This is a genomic window from Olavius algarvensis spirochete endosymbiont, from assembly GCA_900608495.1.
In the GTDB taxonomy this organism is placed as follows: Bacteria; Spirochaetota; Spirochaetia; order DSM-2461; family DSM-2461; genus UBA2779.
Map to the genome: position 1 here is coordinate 1 of UWYT01000040.1, position 18,331 is coordinate 18,331.

Annotated in this window: 14 protein-coding genes; 4 read left to right on the forward strand and 10 right to left on the reverse strand. The window is 47.7% G+C overall.

All coding sequences use genetic code 11. The features are described from left to right. From S1OALGB6SA_RS10730 to S1OALGB6SA_RS00775, 7 genes are read right to left on the reverse strand one after another with little or no spacing between them, the layout of a single operon-like run. Nucleotides 1-564: a GerMN domain-containing protein gene (locus S1OALGB6SA_RS10730; RefSeq protein WP_124032234.1), complete on the reverse strand. Its 564-nt coding sequence runs from the start codon at nt 562-564 to the stop codon at nt 1-3. After that, nucleotides 495-1,556: an N-acetylmuramoyl-L-alanine amidase family protein gene (locus tag S1OALGB6SA_RS00750; RefSeq protein ID WP_124032235.1), complete on the reverse strand. Its 1,062-nt coding sequence runs from the start codon at nt 1,554-1,556 to the stop codon at nt 495-497. Before S1OALGB6SA_RS00750 ends, S1OALGB6SA_RS10730 begins: the two co-directional genes overlap by 70 nt. Next, entirely contained in the window at nt 1,540-3,111 is a 1,572-nt protein-coding gene (locus S1OALGB6SA_RS00755; RefSeq protein ID WP_195910220.1) for an ATP-grasp domain-containing protein, read from the reverse strand. Before S1OALGB6SA_RS00755 ends, S1OALGB6SA_RS00750 begins: the two co-directional genes overlap by 17 nt. Then, the gene (locus S1OALGB6SA_RS00760) at nt 3,104-4,870 is read right to left on the reverse strand and encodes a class I SAM-dependent methyltransferase (protein ID WP_195910221.1); all 1,767 of its coding nucleotides are present in this window, start codon (nt 4,868-4,870) and stop codon (nt 3,104-3,106) included. Before S1OALGB6SA_RS00760 ends, S1OALGB6SA_RS00755 begins: the two co-directional genes overlap by 8 nt. A 49-nt stretch (nt 4,871-4,919) precedes the next feature. Continuing rightward, nucleotides 4,920-5,618, reverse strand: a complete 699-nt coding sequence (locus S1OALGB6SA_RS00765; protein ID WP_124032238.1) for a cytidylyltransferase domain-containing protein — start codon at nt 5,616-5,618, stop codon at nt 4,920-4,922. Beyond that, the gene (locus tag S1OALGB6SA_RS00770; RefSeq protein WP_442789580.1) at nt 5,611-6,573 is read right to left on the reverse strand and encodes a hypothetical protein; all 963 of its coding nucleotides are present in this window, start codon (nt 6,571-6,573) and stop codon (nt 5,611-5,613) included. Before S1OALGB6SA_RS00770 ends, S1OALGB6SA_RS00765 begins: the two co-directional genes overlap by 8 nt. Next, nucleotides 6,545-8,107, reverse strand: a complete 1,563-nt coding sequence (locus S1OALGB6SA_RS00775) for a spiro-SPASM protein (RefSeq protein ID WP_124032239.1) — start codon at nt 8,105-8,107, stop codon at nt 6,545-6,547. Before S1OALGB6SA_RS00775 ends, S1OALGB6SA_RS00770 begins: the two co-directional genes overlap by 29 nt. 229 nt (nt 8,108-8,336) lie before the next feature. Here S1OALGB6SA_RS00775 and S1OALGB6SA_RS00780 point away from each other — a divergent pair, with 229 nt between their 5' ends. The 3 genes from S1OALGB6SA_RS00780 to xseB are packed head-to-tail and all read left to right on the forward strand — an operon-like array spanning nt 8,337 to nt 10,233. After that, on the forward strand, nt 8,337-8,750 hold the full coding sequence (locus S1OALGB6SA_RS00780; RefSeq protein WP_230204330.1) for a hypothetical protein: 414 nt from the start codon (nt 8,337-8,339) through the stop codon (nt 8,748-8,750). Nucleotides 8,751-8,801: 51 nt separating this feature from the next. Then, nucleotides 8,802-10,025, forward strand: coding sequence for an exodeoxyribonuclease VII large subunit (gene xseA / locus S1OALGB6SA_RS00785; RefSeq protein ID WP_018113698.1), 1,224 nt, complete (start codon nt 8,802-8,804; stop codon nt 10,023-10,025). Then, a complete protein-coding gene (gene xseB / locus S1OALGB6SA_RS00790) occupies nt 10,012-10,233 on the forward strand; it encodes an exodeoxyribonuclease VII small subunit (RefSeq protein WP_018113699.1) in 222 nt (73 codons plus the stop codon). Before xseA ends, xseB begins: the two co-directional genes overlap by 14 nt. Here xseB and S1OALGB6SA_RS00795 read toward each other — a convergent pair. After that, entirely contained in the window at nt 10,230-10,727 is a 498-nt protein-coding gene (locus S1OALGB6SA_RS00795; RefSeq protein WP_230204331.1) for a DUF192 domain-containing protein, read from the reverse strand. The two genes, xseB and S1OALGB6SA_RS00795, sit on opposite strands and share 4 nt — an antisense overlap. Before the next feature lies 1 nt (nt 10,728). After that, nucleotides 10,729-11,262 carry a hypothetical protein gene (locus tag S1OALGB6SA_RS00800; protein ID WP_018114118.1) on the reverse strand — a complete coding sequence of 178 codons (534 nt, stop codon included), beginning with the start codon at nt 11,260-11,262 and terminating at the stop codon, nt 10,729-10,731. A gap of 145 nt (nt 11,263-11,407) precedes the next feature. Between S1OALGB6SA_RS00800 and S1OALGB6SA_RS00805 the strand changes: the two genes are divergently transcribed. Beyond that, a complete protein-coding gene (locus S1OALGB6SA_RS00805; RefSeq protein WP_124032240.1) occupies nt 11,408-13,051 on the forward strand; it encodes a PEGA domain-containing protein in 1,644 nt (547 codons plus the stop codon). 340 nt (nt 13,052-13,391) lie between these two features. On the opposite strand, the gene S1OALGB6SA_RS00810 is transcribed toward S1OALGB6SA_RS00805, so the two are convergent. Further along, a complete protein-coding gene (locus S1OALGB6SA_RS00810; protein ID WP_124032241.1) occupies nt 13,392-18,329 on the reverse strand; it encodes a PP2C family protein-serine/threonine phosphatase in 4,938 nt (1,645 codons plus the stop codon). Between the last annotated feature and the right edge of the window lie 2 nt (nt 18,330-18,331).

Below are 18,331 nucleotides of genomic sequence, written 5' to 3' on the forward strand. Positions count from 1 at the left end.
TCAATAATCGGCATCGGCCTGTATAACATATAGTGATTTATTCACCTGCCGTCCTTCTATTGTGAAGACAACTTTCTCAATTCGCGAAAAATTGAATTCTATGTTATGCCGTATATTATCGAAAGCCTCATCGTAGCTTATTGGGAGCTCCTTTTCGGTATTGAGAATCTGGCGACTGAAATCTACGTAGGCAATTTTTTCGACGATGGCCACGTTGTTGATTGCAGTCCCCTTGGCAAGTGTCTTGGTAAGCTCAAGGCTTGCAGGTCCAAGAAGTAGTTCTTCAAGGAAAACCGCAAGTTGTTCTTCGACATTTTCTCTTATGGGAATTACCCTAAGCTCAGATTTGATTTTTGCTCCGGTATTGACTGGATAGTAAAAAACCCTTCCTTCGTATGGCGGGCGAAATAACCTGTATGCGATTACCGACAGTATAAACGATATGAAGAAACTGGCAGTTAAGATGATGGATTTGAATCGACGCGTCTTATCAGTCAGAATGTAATCTCCCTGCTTTCGAAGTAGTTCACGAAATCGACTATGCCATCGTAGATGGCGTTCGATATCTTTCTCAAGTAATCAGGTTGTCTCAACCTCTTAGCTTCAGCCTTATGGGTGATGAAGCCTACTTCCACCAGTACTGACGCCATTTTCGCATTTCTCACAACAAACCAGCTTTCCTCTCGTCTACCACGGTTGGGGATATTCGAGCCGAGCTCAGCTGTGAAACGGCTTAGTATCATATCCGCCAATCGGATGCTCTCGTGAGTGAATTCATCTTCCCAGAGAGCGTTGACTATCGGGGCTATTTCGTTCCCTCTACTGCCGAGGGATTTGGGATCCACGAGTGACCTGCGATAGTCTTCCGGCAGATACCACACTTCGTAACCTTCGGCACGGGGATTTAAGGAGGCATTCGCGTGTATTGACAGGTATATCATACCTTCCCGCACTCCGAGTTCAACTCCATTGGCAAGAGCAATCCGTTCTTCCAGGGAGGGATAGACATCGGAATTTCGGGTAAGCATCACTTTTTTGTCAGGATAGTTCCTTTTCAGGGCTTCCTCCACGTGCAGGCTAAGTTCCAACACAATATCTTTTTCAGTGAGTGGGTATTCAATGCCGTCGACAAACCAATTATGTGCGGCTCCGCTGTCGCGCCCGCCATGTCCAGGATCAATTAAGATGGTACTCAGATGGTAGCCTCCGTTTCCCTGGGTGACAAGGCCGAAGATATCAAAAAGCGTTTTGGCGGCTTCGGCAGAAAAAATCAAGCGTCCTTGTATTTCCTCTATGATTCCTGTTTCGATGACTTTTTCGCCGTTCAGTACTACCCAGGGCAGGCCGGGACGAAAGGCTACGGTGATTCCATCGCGGCTTAAGAGGCCCTGGGTCAGGTGTGGATTCCAGTGCAGCGTGACGCCAGTCTGACGCAGAAGAGCTTCCAATGAAACTTGCTGCGGATACACAGGTATCGGGACGAATGAAAACAGAGTCAAGACAAGGGCGAGGGTGAGGCCGGAAAGGAGAAATCTTGCTCTAATGGTGCTTGTCAAGGTACCACCTTACTCCGCATAAACCGCCTCTGATAAGTGCTTTCCAGAAATCGGATAGCATGGCGGCTCCGTTTATGGCACTTGAAGGAAACGGCAATGTCACAATTTTGTTCTCACGGACGAGTATTGCGAGGATTTCAGAAATATCGCGGCCAGTGTAATCCCTGATCGGGGATGAGGGCGGAAGATATATTGCGGGTGGAAAGGTTGAGCTTCCTCTAGAGGGCAGAGGGGGATTTGCACACCAAAGGTCTTTTAGATATTTTGTAAGAGCACCTGGGGTATCCTGGCTTAAATTGAAGGCATCTGGCGGGAAATCATTTTCCTGATTGAGATAAACACCTGTGCTTGGATCTTCCGGGCTCAGTTTAATCTGGATTGTGCAAAGGGCACGAAGGGCTCGCTCGTGCGCCTGATCCTGAGTGCTTCCTGTAACGATTATACTACCTATTTTTTCGACGTTATTGCGGGGGAAGCCAACCTTATCGCCCTTACTCACTCTGAAGAAGAGATTCTTGACTCCTGGAAGCCGTTTTGCCTCTTCCATGCCTTCAATGCTGGATATTGTGCCGTCAATTGCAATTAAAGCACGCTCGGCGCAGACTAGCTTCAGACTTGGTTTGGGGAAGCTGGCTCTCATGCCGAGGGCGAGGCGAATTGCACTTTCAGTTGGACGGATGCCGCTTGAATAGGGATAGGTGTAGCCGGACATGAAGCCTCCCGAGAGTCGAGCGGCAATTTCGCAGATTACTGGCCCCTGGGGACTAAGCTTGATATCACCCTTGGCGGCGCCGTGACTTAGTCCCAGGGCTTTTATTCCCTTTTCAAAGGTGTCCCATAGGGCTTCTTGTTTGGATACGGAGAATTTTGACGGTATGGTGTGCCCCATTTCGATGAAGTGCGGGGGGTGGCAGATATGTCTGTCGGCAATGCCGCAGGGAATTATTTTACCGTTTTCCACTAGGGCGTCGAGGCTGAATTCCGGGCCTTCGATCAGGCTTTCCACCAGTACGCGCTTTACTCTGGAATACTTCCCAGCTAATTCAAGGACTTCTTGAACTTGTTCGCTTGCATCGACGCGCTGGACACCGCGCGCTCCCATATTGTCTACCGGCTTCACTACCCAAGGTGAAGGCAGGTGTTGGATTTTTTCGACGATTCTGTCTCCGGGATATATTTCCACGAATGGGGGCGAGGGAACCTGGCAGTTTTCGAAGCTTTTCCGCATCTGGGCCTTGTCGCTGGCGAGGGTGGCTGCGGCCGGACTATGACCCGGGAGACCCAAGGCCTCAGCGATGATTGCAACGGCTATAGAGAAGTCCGTCCCAGCTGTGAATACCGCATTCAGATGTCGTTCTTCATGGATGCGACAAGCTGCCGATAGCAGGCCTTTGCGATCGATTAGATTTATATGAAGGAACTGATGGGGAAGATGAGAGCCCTCCGCTTGTGGATTGCCGTCGGCGGCAATTACGTGCAGACCCATGGAGCGGGCTATTTCCAGAGCCGGAATCTGCATCCGGCCACAGCCCAGAATGAGTATTGTCTTAGGCATCCTCGCGTTCCTTTGTCGCATAGACTTCAAATGTGTCTCCGAGACGGAATAGATGGCTTAATAGACCAACTATCTTGAGAAATGGACTGTGGGACCCGACATGGGAAACTATGCGTTCGGGGTGATGACCGGTGATGCGGATTTTGTATGTCTTAAATCCGTGTTTCGCAAGCAGACGGCGTGCAAAAATGGGATTCCAGACGCTGTAGTGGTCTATGGGGCTGTTTTCTAGAAATCTTCCCAGGGAACGACGAGCGGATATTCCATTACTGTTTGGTGTTGATAGCGCGAGGATGCCGCCTATCGGCAGGAGTTGATTTATTGCCCTCAAGGCCGGCTTCAGATTGGGAAAATGCTCGACTATATACCACAAAGTGATGATTTCGTACTGCTTAAGCGGAAGCGCATCGATTAATTCTTTGCTTGGAAAAGTCCCCGCCTGGGCTCTGATGCACAATTGCTGTTTGACATATCGTACCGCGTCTTCTGAGATATCCGTTCCGTGGGGCTGATAGCCAGCCTCCTGGGCGGCCAGCAGGAAAGGCCCGTAGGCACAGCCAATGTCCAGAAGTTTCATGCCTTTTCTTGCCCGCAGAGAAATGTTTCGAAGCCTCGGAATGGCTAGAAGCTTGATGTGCTCGAAATCCTCCAGATAGCTTTTGCCGTATTGCTGTTTATACTGTTCTCCAAAATACTCGGACGTGTATTTGGGAGGTGGCACAAAGCTGTAGAGTCCGATTACGCGGCAGTTGGAGCAGCGGTAGTAAGTCTTTTGGGGGAATCTTGCGATTACAGACGGAAGGAGTCTTTCGCAAACGCAGCAGCGAGGAGGTGGTACTTCGAGAGAGTTAAGCAATTTGACAATACCTTGATTGGAGGTTTGGACGATGTGTTTGTCGTTGATTGTGCGCACGACATTGCGAAGCTCGAACAGTGAATCCATCAGATGTTTAAGTCGTACGATTTTTCGCTTTGGCAATGAGATGGATTTCGGATTTACGTAGCCGATGCTTGGAATTTTCATTTTCCTGGAAAGCTTGGCATGATACCTGGTTGGTTCAATTGTGATAACCGGAATACCGGCGGAAATGGCTTCCCAGGCAGTAAGTCCGTAGGAACAGATTAGTAGAGAGTATTCGGCGAGTCGTATTCTGAGATTGCTCGGATGGTTAAGGATACCTATGTCGTGGTGAAAGCTTGACTTGAGCGCATTGTTTGGAAGGGTAACTTGAACTCGCGACGGGTTTATGCCAATTTCGTCTATAATGGCGGAGGCGACTCGGGCACTCAGTTTTGCGGGATCGTCAGAACCAAAACTTATCAGGATAGGCCCTTCGGATTTTGTCTCGTTGGAACGTGGAGGTAGGTTAAGGAAACTGGTTGAACTTTGATTTGCTTCGGAGTTCCTGAATCCGGGGATGGCATCGAGCACGAAGGGAGCAACTTTGCGAGCGGGGCCGGAATCGTCTAATAGCAAAGGGCTGATGCCCTGTTGTGCCCAGGGGGTCAGCATTGCCGGGGTACTTTTCAGTTGGTCGAAGACAGCGAGGATGCTTAATGGACGGGAAGAGGCTTTGGACGTCAAGATGGAATTAATTCTCGTACTTGACGAGTTGGAAATCAACAATACTTTGGAGCTGGGGAAATTGGGGATTTCTTGCTCCCACTCTTGAGGTTTTTTGACATCGCGGTAGTTGTCGTCGATGATTATTGCACTGGGAAAAATGATTTTGGCGATTGTTTCGCATGTACGTCTCATGTGACCCGAGCCTTGTTTGTGCCGGCTTAGGGGTAGGAAGATGAAGGCATCAGCTGGCATGCGTCTTCTCTTGCTGTAAGTAGGGAATGAGAACGTCAAGATCAATCGGTCGGCCTTTATAGAGTTTGTCGAAGATTTTTTTGAGAGCAATGTAATCTTCCTGAGTATCGAGAGTTATCCTGGCGGAGCCCTGGTATTCAATTCGCGCGGCTGGAATTTGAATTTTATATCTATGGGGACGCCTGTAGATGAATGGTGCCACATGCTCGCGTTCAAATGTGTCAATGGCTTCACGATGGGCATCTTCCAGGGCCCGGGCTTTTAGTACTTCCACTCCAGCGCCTACGGGAATTCGTGTGAGGCCGGTGTAATCCGCATCAGCTGCTGCGGCGAGGTTGAGGGAGGTTTGGGCGATTACAGTGGACACTAAAGGGTTGTCTCCGGTGGCGCGAAGGATGAATTTGCTCCGGTAATGCCTCGCCGCGAGTACGAAACGGGCTAGAACGTCGTCTTCAGGTCCGACAAATAGCTCCCAACCGGAGTTTTGCGCAATTGGCAGGAATTCATTTTCGGAGTTGCCAGTTGTTAGCAGAACCCGATGATTGGCTGAAACTGTATTCAGGGCGCACATTGCGTGTTCTATCACTCGCAGTCCCGCCAGATCGAGCAGTGCCTTCCGGGGGAGGCGACCGGAATCGAGACGTACTTGAAGAAATATGGCCGCTTCAACGAATGCTTTGTCAACCACTCCAGTCCCACAGTTCGGTGAGTTCAGCGGCGTCTTTCTTGAAACGATATTGATTTATCTGAACCCAGAGTTGGAGTTCGCGAATTTGTCTGCGCACGGCTCTCAGGCTCAAACCCGCAGAAAACAGCAATGACCATATTAAGCGGACTGGCAAACTTACAGAATCTCCATCTTTTCTAATCGCAAGGTTCTTGAGATAAAAACGCGAGTAGCCAATTCCCGGACTCAAATCCTCAATGGGGAGTTCATCCAGATAGGAAATTTTCAGTGACAGGTGAGTTCTTATTTCTTCGCCCCACAGCCAGGCTCGCATCCCATAGTCCATTTTTTGCCACCAGCTTTCTTCTATGTGAGGATCAAATCCGCCTATGCTCTGATGCTTTGTCTTGCTATAAATGCCGGTATAATCCCAGGGAATCAGGCTTGGCGTTCCGTTCTTCTCCGGAAACCGTGGCTGTGTATCAAAAACACGTCTGGCCCCGGCGATGGGACCTATCGATGTGGGAATGGTTCTCCCTTGATTGTCCACGAATACCGGTGTGGTGCAGAGTATCTCCGTGAGTTTCGGAAATGATGTGTTTGTTTTCATATCTCCTTGTAAAACATAGACATATTCGCTATTTGCTTCTCTTATGGCGGTGTTTATCCGGGCGCCAATCGTGGATTTCTGAGAAAATATCAGGAATTTAAGGTTTGTATACCGCTTGCTTAGGATTTCCAAGTTGTGGGGAGCCGGCCTCTGCTCCAGGGATAGAACTTCCGCGGAGTCAAGCGAACATATTTTTTGGAATAGCATGCTGCGGTATTGACGAGGGCCTCGATTCAGGATGAGGACGGTGAGAGCTGGCCTCTTGGCTGAGTATTTGCGGTGCCGGGAAATCCCACTTCCAACCACCGTGTATGGGCCATTATCATCCTCTGTCGTATTAGAAATTAAAGGTATAGTACTCATCACAATTAGCGCAGGGCTCCGGATAGACGTCTGCAACATGTTTTCTGTATAGAACGTCGCCTGAATTCCAAATCTTCTCGAGATTTTCCTCGAAAGCGTTGCCCAGGATATTTTTCCCCCGTATATCCTCACGACAAATGGGTACAGTTCCATCAAGAAGTATCGGCATGTCCCGCTTCAGATGCCAGCATGGGAAGCGTTGGAGAGGGGAGAGATTGGAGGGTTGGAGTTCGGGCAGGTACGCTGCAAAGCTGTTATACTTCTGTATAATTGTTTGTGCGCCCTTATTCTTCCAGTTCTGATGGAATACTCGCAAATGCTCCTCGTTATCCTTCATTCGAACGGCCTGTATCCAGCAGCTGCTTCCGAAGAGGCCTACGAGGAGCTCGGCCGTAGCTTCGGCCTCTTCCCGACCCTTTCCCCGGAGTTTTTCATAAAGAGCTGAATCGGCGGCATCCAGGGAAACTATCCACATGATGCGTCTCTTATCAACTTCTAGAGCCATATTTTTCAACATCTCATAAGACCATCCGATAGCGGACGTTTCGACTAGAAGGCGCGTTCGGGAGGTGGACGGACCAAGTGCGATATCAATAAGCTCTCTTATATCGGGGTGAGAGGCTGGTTCGCCCCAAAGCGATAATCCAAACACTGCATCAGGCGCGAATTCTACAATTCTCCTGCACAGTTCTGCGAATTTAGAGGTTTCAATGTGGAGGTTACCCTTTCTTGGATCGCCATATACCCTGGGAAAGGGACAGTATGAGCAGGCTTGCGGGCAGTGATTTGTTATCTGAATGGGAAAAAATGCAGGAATATCGCGGAGTAACAATTGGCTTCTGGGAATTATCTCGCATAGGGACTCGGCATCTGTGGCTCCTTGCCTATAGAGCTTATCAGCTATGTTCAGATTGCGCTGTGTGTCACAGGTTATAGAGATGCGGTCCATCCTGAGGTCTTTCTTTGAAAGGTGGGTTTCAACGTTGAAGGAGTTGATATCTTTTCTTAGTACTTCGAAGATGCTGTCGCGGGATGGAGGCAATTCCCTGTCCTCTGCATAGGGAAGCAATCTCTTAGGAAGGGTGGAGGCGAGAATTTCTGGAGTCAATCCGAGTGGATAGCCATCTGCAAATGTGTAATCGGCATTGTATTTGTAGTGGAGACTCCAAAGCTTCTCGCTCAACTTAGGGTCTATCAGGGGACTGTCGCCCCAGACATAGAAGAGCGCAGTGATTTCATCTAAACCGGTACTGCCTTGAACAGCAGTTTCCAGGGCTTCGATTAAAATTTTGTCGGTCCAGTTCGATTTTCGTATTACTCGCATCGAGGTGAGAGAGTGGTCCACCGAATCTTTTTGGATTTCGATCGCTTCCCCTGGAAGTTCTACTTCTCTGTCGGCGAGCAGGACAACACCGGTTATTTCAGGTATCAACCTTGTCCAGGAGATAACTCGTTCAAATGCTGACGGGCCGCCAAAAACTGGCTGATAAGTTAGTGGGGAGCTATTCACGATATTGACGACTGCTAGATTGCCCATGTGTATACACTCTTCTGGGTTTGCAGCTTGGTGACATTTTGGTTGTCGGGTTTTGCAGCTCGTTTTCGTTTCTTCAATTCACAATCCTAAAATCTTGCACTTATGCTTGATTAGCTGTTTTTCCTCATATTAAACTATCATTTTAAAACTGATGACTACCAGTCGGAACCCCTGTTTTCTTGCACTCTTCTCATTGCCAGTTTTACTGTCAATCTCGTGTTCGCAGGAGATGCCTGTTGAACGAACGCTTCGAAGACTTGATTTGGAATATGCCCTGGATCGGGAAGGAGACTTTCGAGTAAGTGTAAAACTCGATGACGGCAGGGAAACCATCGTGGGGATTAGTCCTGCTGTAGCGAATGAAAAGATTCGAGTGCGAAGTATGTGGTCGGTGGCTGGAAGAATTCCGGGGAAACTGCCCGACAGCCTTGCTGAAAATTTGTTGGCCGATGTCTGGGAGTCTCGAATTTGGGGGGGATGGGCCTTGGCTGGTATTACGTCGGATGGGAGACATGTTCTGGTTTATATCACACGAATCCCGGCGTCCTCTTCAATTCGGATGTTCAAAGAGGCTCTGATGTACACTGCGGAAACGGCGATAAATCTTCGCGAGGCTCTTTCATATTTGGAAGAAGGCGTTTAGCAATTCCATTAAGAAAAGAGTGGCGGCTGTTTTGATTTGAGGAAGTGATTGATGTCCGACAAAAAATTGCGAATAGTTTCTGTCACTGAACTTACGAGAGTTATCAAAGAGCAACTTGAGGGATCCTTCCCTGAGGTGAGAGTTGAAGGCGAAATATCAAATTGCAAGCTCTCCGGAGCGGGGCATATCTACTTCACTCTGAAAGATTCTGGCGCAGTTATTTCCGTAGCCTTGTTCAGGGGTAGAGCTCTGAAAACGAGAACAAAACCTGCGGATGGAATGACGGTGGTAGTTACCGGCAAGATTGATGTGTATCCGCCTCGCGGTTCTTACCAGCTGATAGCAACTGATATCCTGGTATCTGGCCGAGGAGAACTGCTCAGAACCCTCGAACAACGAAAAAAGGCGTTGGCATCCGAGGGACTGTTTAATCAGGCACGTAAGAAATTCCTCCCTCTTTATCCGAGAAGAGTTGCTCTTATCAGCTCTCCGACTGGAGCTGCATTGCAGGACATTCTTCAAGTGCTTGCGAGACGTTCCGCCGCCCCCAAGGTTACGATTTTGCCCTCATTAGTACAGGGAACTGAGGCGGCAGAAACTATTGCCACTCAAATAAGAAGAGCCTCGGTTTATAATCTGGGAGATGTGGTAATTCTGGCCAGGGGCGGTGGCTCCTGGGAAGATTTGATGGCGTTCGATGAAGAGGTTGTCGTTCGAGCTATCAGCGATTGTTCAATTCCCCTGATAAGCGGCGTGGGCCATGAAACTGATGTGAGCCTTGCAGACCTTGCCGCTGATGTCAGGGCGCCTACTCCGTCGGCAGCGGCCGAACTGGTGAGCGATCGCTCAGAGGATTTAATCCTTCGTGTCAAAGGACTGACAAGGGACATCGTCTGGGCATTTCAAACACGTCTCAATGCCATCGAATTGCGTTTCAGCAAGCTCAGTGTTGCCGAGTTGGCAAGTGCAGTTACCGCACGTCTGGAGGAGGCCCTGCGCAGGAGCGATGAGGCTCGGGAAGCTATGGAGGGAGCCATCAGAAACCGCCTTATCGAGCTTAGGCACAGACTGCAACTTGCAACACGCGCCTTGATTGATGGATCCCCAAGAACCATAATGAACCGGGGATTCTCGCGCATCACGATGCACGGCATTGGCATTAACGATTCCGCCCAACTTGCAAAAGGTGATAGAATAGCGATAGAGTTCGCCCGTGGGGGGGCAGATGCAGAAATTCTTGAAACGAGATTGGTATTGAGCAATGGAAGGATTTGAAGAACGGTTGGCTCGTTTGGAGAAGCTAGCCGTAAAAATACGCGATAGAGACGTTCTCCTGGAGAAGGCTGTGACAATGTTCGACGAAGGTGTGGAATTGTCAAAGGGTTTAGAAGAAGAACTTCAAGGGCTCGAGAGAAAAATTGAGATTCTTTCGAACGAACCCCCATTGGATGGAAGCGGCAAGGTGGAACTCAAGCCCTTCTAGTTTTTTTGACTCGGCGGCAACTGAACCTTGTCACCGGCTCTTATCCCACGGCTCGTGAACCACCCTTGGTTGACTTCCAGGGCATATCGGACATATTTACCCGATTGAACGGGATTCAGGCTCAGAGGCTTCATATCTCGAATCTCCCGTATCGTCCCGTCAGAAGCGATAAACGCGATCGAGAGCGGCAACACTGTATCCTTCATCCAAAATGATAATTTTGATTCCTTTTCATATACAAACAGCATGCCCTGATTTTCTGCCAGCCGCCTGCGAAACATCAAACCCGCAATATGTTCCTCGCGTTCATCGGCGATTTCAACTCTCAATTTGTATCCGGAAATATACATGTCCTCCCTGGCCAAGGTTTCCGCTCCACAGCTTGATATCACTACTAGAAGAATAGGAAAAAGCCGAGAGATGAATGTCGCATCCAAATTCCTCTCTCTGACGAATCGAAGGTTCCGTGAACAGTGGGTGCCGGTAAGAGTCATTTCAAAACTCACCGAGGAATTCATCACGTGCCTGAGCCAACCAGGCCTTTCGATTGGAATCCTCCTCCAGAGCCGCGTTAAACACGATTCTATCCAAGTATTTCACGGTTAGGGGCTTCTCCATTGTCAACCTGGTTTGATTGTCTTCCCAAACAATCTTGTTCGGGTTTAAATTAGATGGGGTTCCGTATTTGTTTTCGAGCGCAGAGTAAACGGAATACCAGTCAACAATCTGAGAATCCAGCTCAAGGACAATGGCGATTAGCGAATTCTCTTCAAACTGGAATAGGCATCTGCTGATGAACAGAGACCCCTCAGTATCTATCAAAGACGCTCTTGGGCGCTGGAGCAAGCTTAAATCAGGGTCGCCTTGATAGTTAAACCAATTATCCAGCCTGAGATTGTCTTTAACTTCGTTTGGACTCATCCCAAGAACGAAGCTTCGATATGTACGAGAAATTCCGGTTTTTTCAGAGGATTCGATGGTTTGGGGGTTGAGGTTCGTGGGCAAAACGAAAACCAATATACCCATCATAAATTTTCCTATAAGTTCAAATCTTACTGTAAGCCTCTCTGCCCCAATTTGGATTGCAGTCATTTAGTCATTGTATCGGCTATTCGAGTTCTTGAAGATAGGATTTGCGGTTGAAACACATACTGCCTATGTACATGATTATTGCATGAAGGCCGATTTCCGAAGCTTGATAATCTCCACTTTCCTTCTGTTGCTTGCAGGTAGAGTTTTCAGCGACAGCGATAAGGACATCCAGATCGATGAATACGAGTCATGGAACTATATTCGCCATCCCCGAATGGAAAAAGAGGATTATCTTAGACAATCAGTTTTCGCATTCCAGCCGGGCTTAGAGATAATCACCGATTTAGATGATGTTAAAATTCTGCTCTCTGGTGAAGAGGTTGGCCGAACACCCTGGGAGCAAAATAATCTGGAATCAGGTCAATACCAGGTTCGATTGATATTCAGGGGTTTTGAACTAAACGAATTTTCGGTGACTGTCCACAACGATCGACGCACCGTAGTTACTGCCGAAATAGGAAAAGGCACATTGATATTGAAGGATATGCCGAGTGGAGCGGTAGTGGAAATAGATGGAAAACTGTACTCCGGCAATGAAATTTCGTTAAAAGCAGGCAAGAAACGCTTAAGAATAACTGCTTTCGGTTGGGAAACTAGCGAATCGGCAATAGAAATTCCGCCTGGCGGAAGAGTTGAATGGCGCTATGACGGGATGCAGGAAGCTTTTAAACTTGAGGAACTTAAAGTTGTGCCGAAATCACTTCCTTCGAACGATCGGCGAGGATTTAGAATCAGTTGGTCAGCAAGTTCAAGTGGGCGGGTTGTATTCAAAATTTTGAGTCCGGATAACGAACTGATAACCGAGATACCAGTAACAATTTCATCCACACGGAACTCAATATATTGGCTGCCGATTAGGAAGAACGGCAGTGCCTTGACCGACGGTACATATAGAATAGTTGCAATCGATATTGACAAAAACAATGCTAAGGACATCTCAAGGGCTTCGTTGATGATTGACTCGCGATTTCAGCGAGAGGCTCGCCTTATGCTGAATACTCTGCCCGGATTGCTTTATGCCCCTGGTTCTTCCATGCTGTCACCTGGAGTCTGGCAGATTGCCATGGGAGCTGGTGCCGACATTGATATTGGAGATTCTAATCTCTCCAGCGTATTTCCTGTCACAGTTGGATTTAGAATATCCCCGAGTCGCAGGTGGGAAATCAGCGCAAAATTCGATGTGAGGGTTCGCAATTCGTTTGACACCACAAGTGTTTACTCGTCTCTATCCGGTTCGTGGCGCATCAACTCAACTACAGGACCATTCAAAATCAACTTGGCACTGCTTCTTTCCCACGACGGCTTTGTCTCTGAAATCAATCGCATCCCTCAGAAGAATTTCACAATGATTCTACCCGGACTCCATTTCATAACTCCGATGGAACTCTCTTTCGACAGTTGGCATCTGATACTCTCGCCAATTATCTCCCTTACCTTCATCGGCTCAGACAACGAGAACTGGCGACTTGCGGGTCCGGTTCGAAGCGTTCAATCAGTTGGATTAGGGGTATATCACGAAAGCGAGAAGTATCTGGTAGGAATCTCTACGGCACTCAGGGGGCCAGATTTCCCCCAGGGGTTTGTTGACCTAACACTCTGGAGTGGTTTGGAAGGCCGTTTCGACCTTTTAGGAGACGCATCGTATTTAGCAGTATTCACCGGCGTTCGATACCTCAATGTGAATCCCACCATAAGCGTTGGTATTGAAATGGGGTTAATCGGCTAGAGGCTTGTTAGAGTTGTTCAATTCTTAAACCAATAACTTGCGATAAAACCTACGATCACTATAATCAAAGCACTTAGAGACCAATACAACAAAGAACGCCATGGCCTGTCCTCGCGATTTCTGTTTCGAGCGACGGTTCGGCCCGCAGCCTTGCCAACGAAGCTCCCACTATCTGCGCTCCCACACCGCGGACATCCATTAAGGAATTCACGGCTACTGCCAATCTTTTTGCACTTGGGGCACAGTACGCCTGAAAAGGAAACCCCACACACAGGGCAGGACTTCGCATTCCAGTCAACCTTCGACTTGCAAACCTCGCAATAATAGATGTCGCTCATTGCTACAGGCATTCATAAGTCCAGAGTGTCAGATCATCGTCCTGTGGATCCTCTTGAAGATGGGAGAAGTACACATAGGGTGATTTGCCATCATCTTCCACGGGGTGGTTATAGAATTCGTTGTACTCTAGGAAATGGTCTCTCAAAAAAGTGGCGATTTTTCGGTCAACTCTGACTCGCGTGGTTAGTTCGCCGGATTTATCGGGCACAATGCGGAAAACCTTTTCGACAGAGGCTATTGCAAGTACTGTATCTTCGCCATTTCCTCTGAGGGTGGAGAAATCAAAATGCAATGGTTTCCCAATAGTTAAATCACATCGCCGTTCAAGAATAAATTCTTGCCTGTTCATGGCCGCCTCAATCACCTGATTAATGCGAATCGAATCGAATTCTTCGTTTGCATTGCCAAGACTCTTGTACCCCTCCTCAATGAATCTCGCGTCGGCTTCCCGGACGGATTCAGGTAGCTTCTCAAGGGATACTGCTTCAAATCTTTCATTCCTAAATATATGATGAGCTTCCTCGATACCGTCCGTGTAAAGAAACAGAATATCGCCCCTGTTCAACTTACCACGAATCACTGAGTACATAGCAGGCTTCATTTCTATCAGTGATGAGTCTATTTGCCCTGTTGCCGGCGCTTCTGGAAGCTCAATCACCTTCATTTTTCTACTCTTCCCGTCAAATATATGAACAAGATTATCTCCCGCATGGATCATCTCATATTCAGAGGTTCGTACATTGATAACAGACAGATTGAACGCAGCAAAGCGTCCCTGAAATCCTACCTCATTGATTAAATCGTTAATTCCAAAGGTGAAATTTCGAAGATCGTAGGAAAGTCGCCCTGAAATTTTCGCAGATTCTCTCACTTTTCTGAAGTAGTCAACATAAAGCGCTGCAATCTGCACCATAATCAATGAAGCTGTCACCCCATGTCCGGATATATCAAGCTTGATCATCACGTAATGCTCTTCATCGAGTTGGCGGAAATCAAAGTAATCACCTGAAACAGCATCCGCACCTTCGTAATAGCCAAACAAGTGGAAGAAGGGGTTTCTCGCTCCTCCGGTGGAAAGTTTAATGCCATGCTCATTCTGTTCCAGAGGTAAGAAGGTTTTCTGAATTTCCTGTCCTGCAATCAGTTCTTTCTGTTCGAGCGCTGCATTGAACAGTCCTCGAACCATTCCGTTTATTGTATCGACAAGTTCCGAGAGTTCATCCTTTGACTTGGATACAATTTCGAACGACTCGTGCTCCAGCATATTCGGCTGGTCCCTAATTGAGCTAACTCCCCGTATGATGGCTTGAATCGGCTTCAACATCAGCGAAGATACGAAAAGTGCAACAATGATTCCCAATACTAAAGAGGCAATTGACGCGCCAAGCGTGATTAGCAGGATGCGCCTTTGTACCCGGGCCAGGGATGTCCTGATATCTTCAACCGAGACAGCTAATCGAACTATTCCTTTAAAAATATCTGGAGTTTGATCGTCAATATAGAGTATTGGTTTGTAGAAAATAAAACTGTCCACCTGGTCCGAACGAAGAGCATCTGCATTAAACTCGGGATATACGCTGAAAAATTGATTCGATATGTCCAATAGAACGTTCTCTATCAGTTTACGCTGTGCAGCCAGGGCATCCTCGGCCTCGACATAAGCCAAATCGCTGAAATTGAAACTGGGAAGTATTCTACTCAATTCACGGTTGTAGTTATCCCTTAGATCACCCAGTGTTCTAAGCATCAAATCCAAATCCGCATCCTGCGCAGCTTCTAATACGCTTTCTTTCATCAGTTGGATCGATGAACTTAATTCGTCTTCCAAAGCATAGAAACCAATTTCAACCTCCTGCGGCATCAGATTATTGCGCTGGAGAAAATCTGTCACAATACCGCGATCAGTCTCGGAAAGGGTACCTTGCAAAGTGTAAGCATTGCCGGATTCGAGTTCATACAGACTCTGAAATATTTCTTTCTCCTTCATGTCTAATCCGGCCAACACTTGAGCATATTCGTTCCGGCTCAATTCTTTAGGTATCTCAAGTTTGTTCAGAATATTCGGGTCGTTTGTGGCCCAAATGTAATCATACCCATCACTGGTTGCCCGCAATCCATTGTTACCTATTTCACCTCTGGGGCCTGTTACCGTAGTCCAAAGAGCGTCGGGAAGTGCATCGATACGATCAGGAAGCAACAGGAGGCTGCCACGATCGGCAGTTAGGATACTTGTTTCAGCGCTCGAAGAGAGAGTTTCGGTTAATAAGTGCGATTCGTTTTCAAGTCCCTCGGCGAGGGTATCGCGTTCCATACTTACCCAAACAGCGCCAAGAACCACAGCGATCATAAGTATGGTTAGTAGAACCATAAGGGTGAATGCGAACGAAAATTTGGCCTGAAGGCCCATACCTTTTCTTTTGAGTAACATGGCTATTTCCTTCCGTGCGGTGGTGATTAATGGAGATTGATTCAAGATAGCTTCGGCATTGACACTAAGCGCATGAGCTTCCCTGGTAATAACAACAAGCCTGATTATCGTCAGTATAATTGCGGCAGCACAGAGCAAAACTACGATGCCGAGCAACAGCCTGTTACCGCTAAGTCTTGCGGACGAGTCCAACGGAGTCCAAAGAGGCTCGTAGGTATAGGCGTCGTAAGGTCCGTATTTGACATTACCGCTTGAATCGAGACTCATCGCTAATTCCCAAAAGGCGACACCTCTTAAAGGATGATTGATGCCGATGAGATAAGTACCCTCGCGAAGATTGTCAATCGGGCCTATTTCTGCTTGAATATCGCTTTGAACGCGCAGCAAATTGGATTCCAGGCTAAAAGCATAATCCCAGGGTTCCTGACCATCTTTATCAATTATTCCTCCGAGCAGGTATCCTCCTGCCTGGAAGCCCCTGCCGGTGAGGCTCAAGTAGACTCGCTCCTCATAGTCTGTTCGTTTGCTAACAAGCGATATATAAGTTACCGGGATATAACTATCCGCCAAAAGTATCGTGGTATTTGGTTTTCCCTCGTTACCGGCCCGATCAACGGCCGATATTGAGAAGGCCCAGATGCCGTTGTCAATATTGACTTGCCTCAGTGAGTTCTCAGATGTTTCAATTACTCCATTCTCTCCGACAGGCAGCACCGATTGCTGATCCAGGGTCTCCAGCATTTCTGAACTAACGGATGAGGCCAACCTTGCCATACGCCATCGATAGTAGGCGGCGGGTTCGATTTCTCCGCTATCCCATGCGAGTGTGAAAGTGTTTGACTCCAGGAATCCATCATCTCGAGTAGAAGGAGACCTGATGACAGGCGGTGGTGGTGGAGTGAGATCCAGAGTGTATGTCAGACGCAGCGGCTCAGACCAATTGCCAGCCATATCTTTTGCGATGAGAGTAAAATACAGTTCACCCTCATCTTCATTCTCGTCAAACTCCTTTCGTACTTGGGTCACGTTGTATATCTGATCCTCCTCCTTTATCGAAGGCAGGTTGTTCGGATTCTTAGACCAACGCCAGCTATATGATAGAATTCCCGATGAATCTTCTGGCGGATCCCACTCAACCACTACAGACTTACTATTTCCGGGCTTAAAGGAATCAAAATTTGCTGAGCGAAGACGAGGTGTATCTACGTGAAGATCAGGCTTGAGAAAAATGACTCGGGGAGTTCTTCCACTTCTGTCTTCCCAAAGAAAATATGTGTTGCTTCGATAGTTAGCGGCCTTGGGAAAGGATGCGGAATTTTGATCTGCGCCGCGTGTTTTGGAATTCAAGGGAGCGGCCTGAACTTGATAGCGTACTTCAAATGGATCGGCGCTTGCCTCCCGCAATGCAATTCGAATGCCACTGCTGTCGAACCAGTAAAACCAAATTCTACCCTTGATATTGACAATTTTTGATGAGAAACTTGCACGGTTGGACTCGAATGAAACTGTTTCAACCGAACTAGATTTTGGCTTGCCATCTGAGCCCAAAACAGCAGCAGCTATTTCCGAAAACTGATCTCCCTTTCGTCGCTCCCAAGTGACGAGAATTTCACCATCGTCATCAATGCCAAGAGAAGGCCGCTGATTATCCCACTCCTGCGGATTGCTAGCCGAACCCCGGGGAAGTATTTCCTCTGTTATTGGAATTGCTGGAGCCCATGGCTCTCCTTTTGAACGAAGTTTGAGGTAAAGCTGGTAGACTAGATTGTCTACACCCGCTCTCTGGGTTTGAAATACTACATACTCCTGATTTTTATAAGATAGATATGCCGGGAGGAAGTTCTGATCTAAAATTGCACCGTCTTTGGCTCTATCTAAATCGATGTCAATAAACTGTTCTGCCGCATTCCAAACAACGCCATCGGCTGAATCGGTGGAAAAAATAGTGAGCATAGAATCTCGATTGGGCGCGATGTCCGGAACCGAGATTCGCCTGGTGAAGAAAATCCGAAATTCACCCTCGTTATCCGTAACCAGAATGGGCGCCACTGGAATATCGACATACTCAGAAGCCGGAGGGAAAACTGCGACCTGTTGAAATTCACCTCGATCCTGGGGCTGCTTCTGTCTGTATACCTTTACTCCATTGCTTGCAACGGCAACTAATAAACGCCCGTCAGAATCTGCTGCCACTGAATACAGAAGAACTTCCTCCAGCCAGCTGTACTGAAGGTTCTCTACCACAGTGATCGGCGATTCTGCCCAACCATTTTTTTCGTTATAGAACTGGGCACGGATTGTAACTGTTGTATTTCTCTCATCGGATTCTCCCTCGAATTCCTGCCATAGGATAACCAGGTTCTCACCAGCTTCAACAAGTTCAGGGAAACGCCCTGCATTCTTGACTGGCTCTGGGGAATCCCAGAACAGGTATTCTTGAGCATCTATGTTGATTGGAGCAAATAACAAAACCAGGAAGGCAAGCTTTTTGCGGGTAGTTTTGATTTTCATCG

Coding starts and splice junctions, on each gene's coding strand:
- xseB (WP_018113699.1), top strand. CDS start 10,012: ATGGAAGGATTTGAAGAACGGTTGGCTCGTTTGGAGAAGCTAGCCGTA.
- S1OALGB6SA_RS00780 (WP_230204330.1), top strand. CDS start 8,337: ATGCCTGTTGAACGAACGCTTCGAAGACTTGATTTGGAATATGCCCTG.
- S1OALGB6SA_RS00810 (WP_124032241.1), bottom strand. CDS start 18,329: ATGAAAATCAAAACTACCCGCAAAAAGCTTGCCTTCCTGGTTTTGTTA.
- S1OALGB6SA_RS00800 (WP_018114118.1), bottom strand. CDS start 11,262: ATGATGGGTATATTGGTTTTCGTTTTGCCCACGAACCTCAACCCCCAA.
- S1OALGB6SA_RS00795 (WP_230204331.1), bottom strand. CDS start 10,727: ATGACTCTTACCGGCACCCACTGTTCACGGAACCTTCGATTCGTCAGA.
- S1OALGB6SA_RS00775 (WP_124032239.1), bottom strand. CDS start 8,107: ATGGGCAATCTAGCAGTCGTCAATATCGTGAATAGCTCCCCACTAACT.
- S1OALGB6SA_RS00805 (WP_124032240.1), top strand. CDS start 11,408: ATGAAGGCCGATTTCCGAAGCTTGATAATCTCCACTTTCCTTCTGTTG.
- S1OALGB6SA_RS00755 (WP_195910220.1), bottom strand. CDS start 3,111: ATGCCTAAGACAATACTCATTCTGGGCTGTGGCCGGATGCAGATTCCG.
- xseA (WP_018113698.1), top strand. CDS start 8,802: ATGTCCGACAAAAAATTGCGAATAGTTTCTGTCACTGAACTTACGAGA.
- S1OALGB6SA_RS00760 (WP_195910221.1), bottom strand. CDS start 4,870: ATGAGACGTACATGCGAAACAATCGCCAAAATCATTTTTCCCAGTGCA.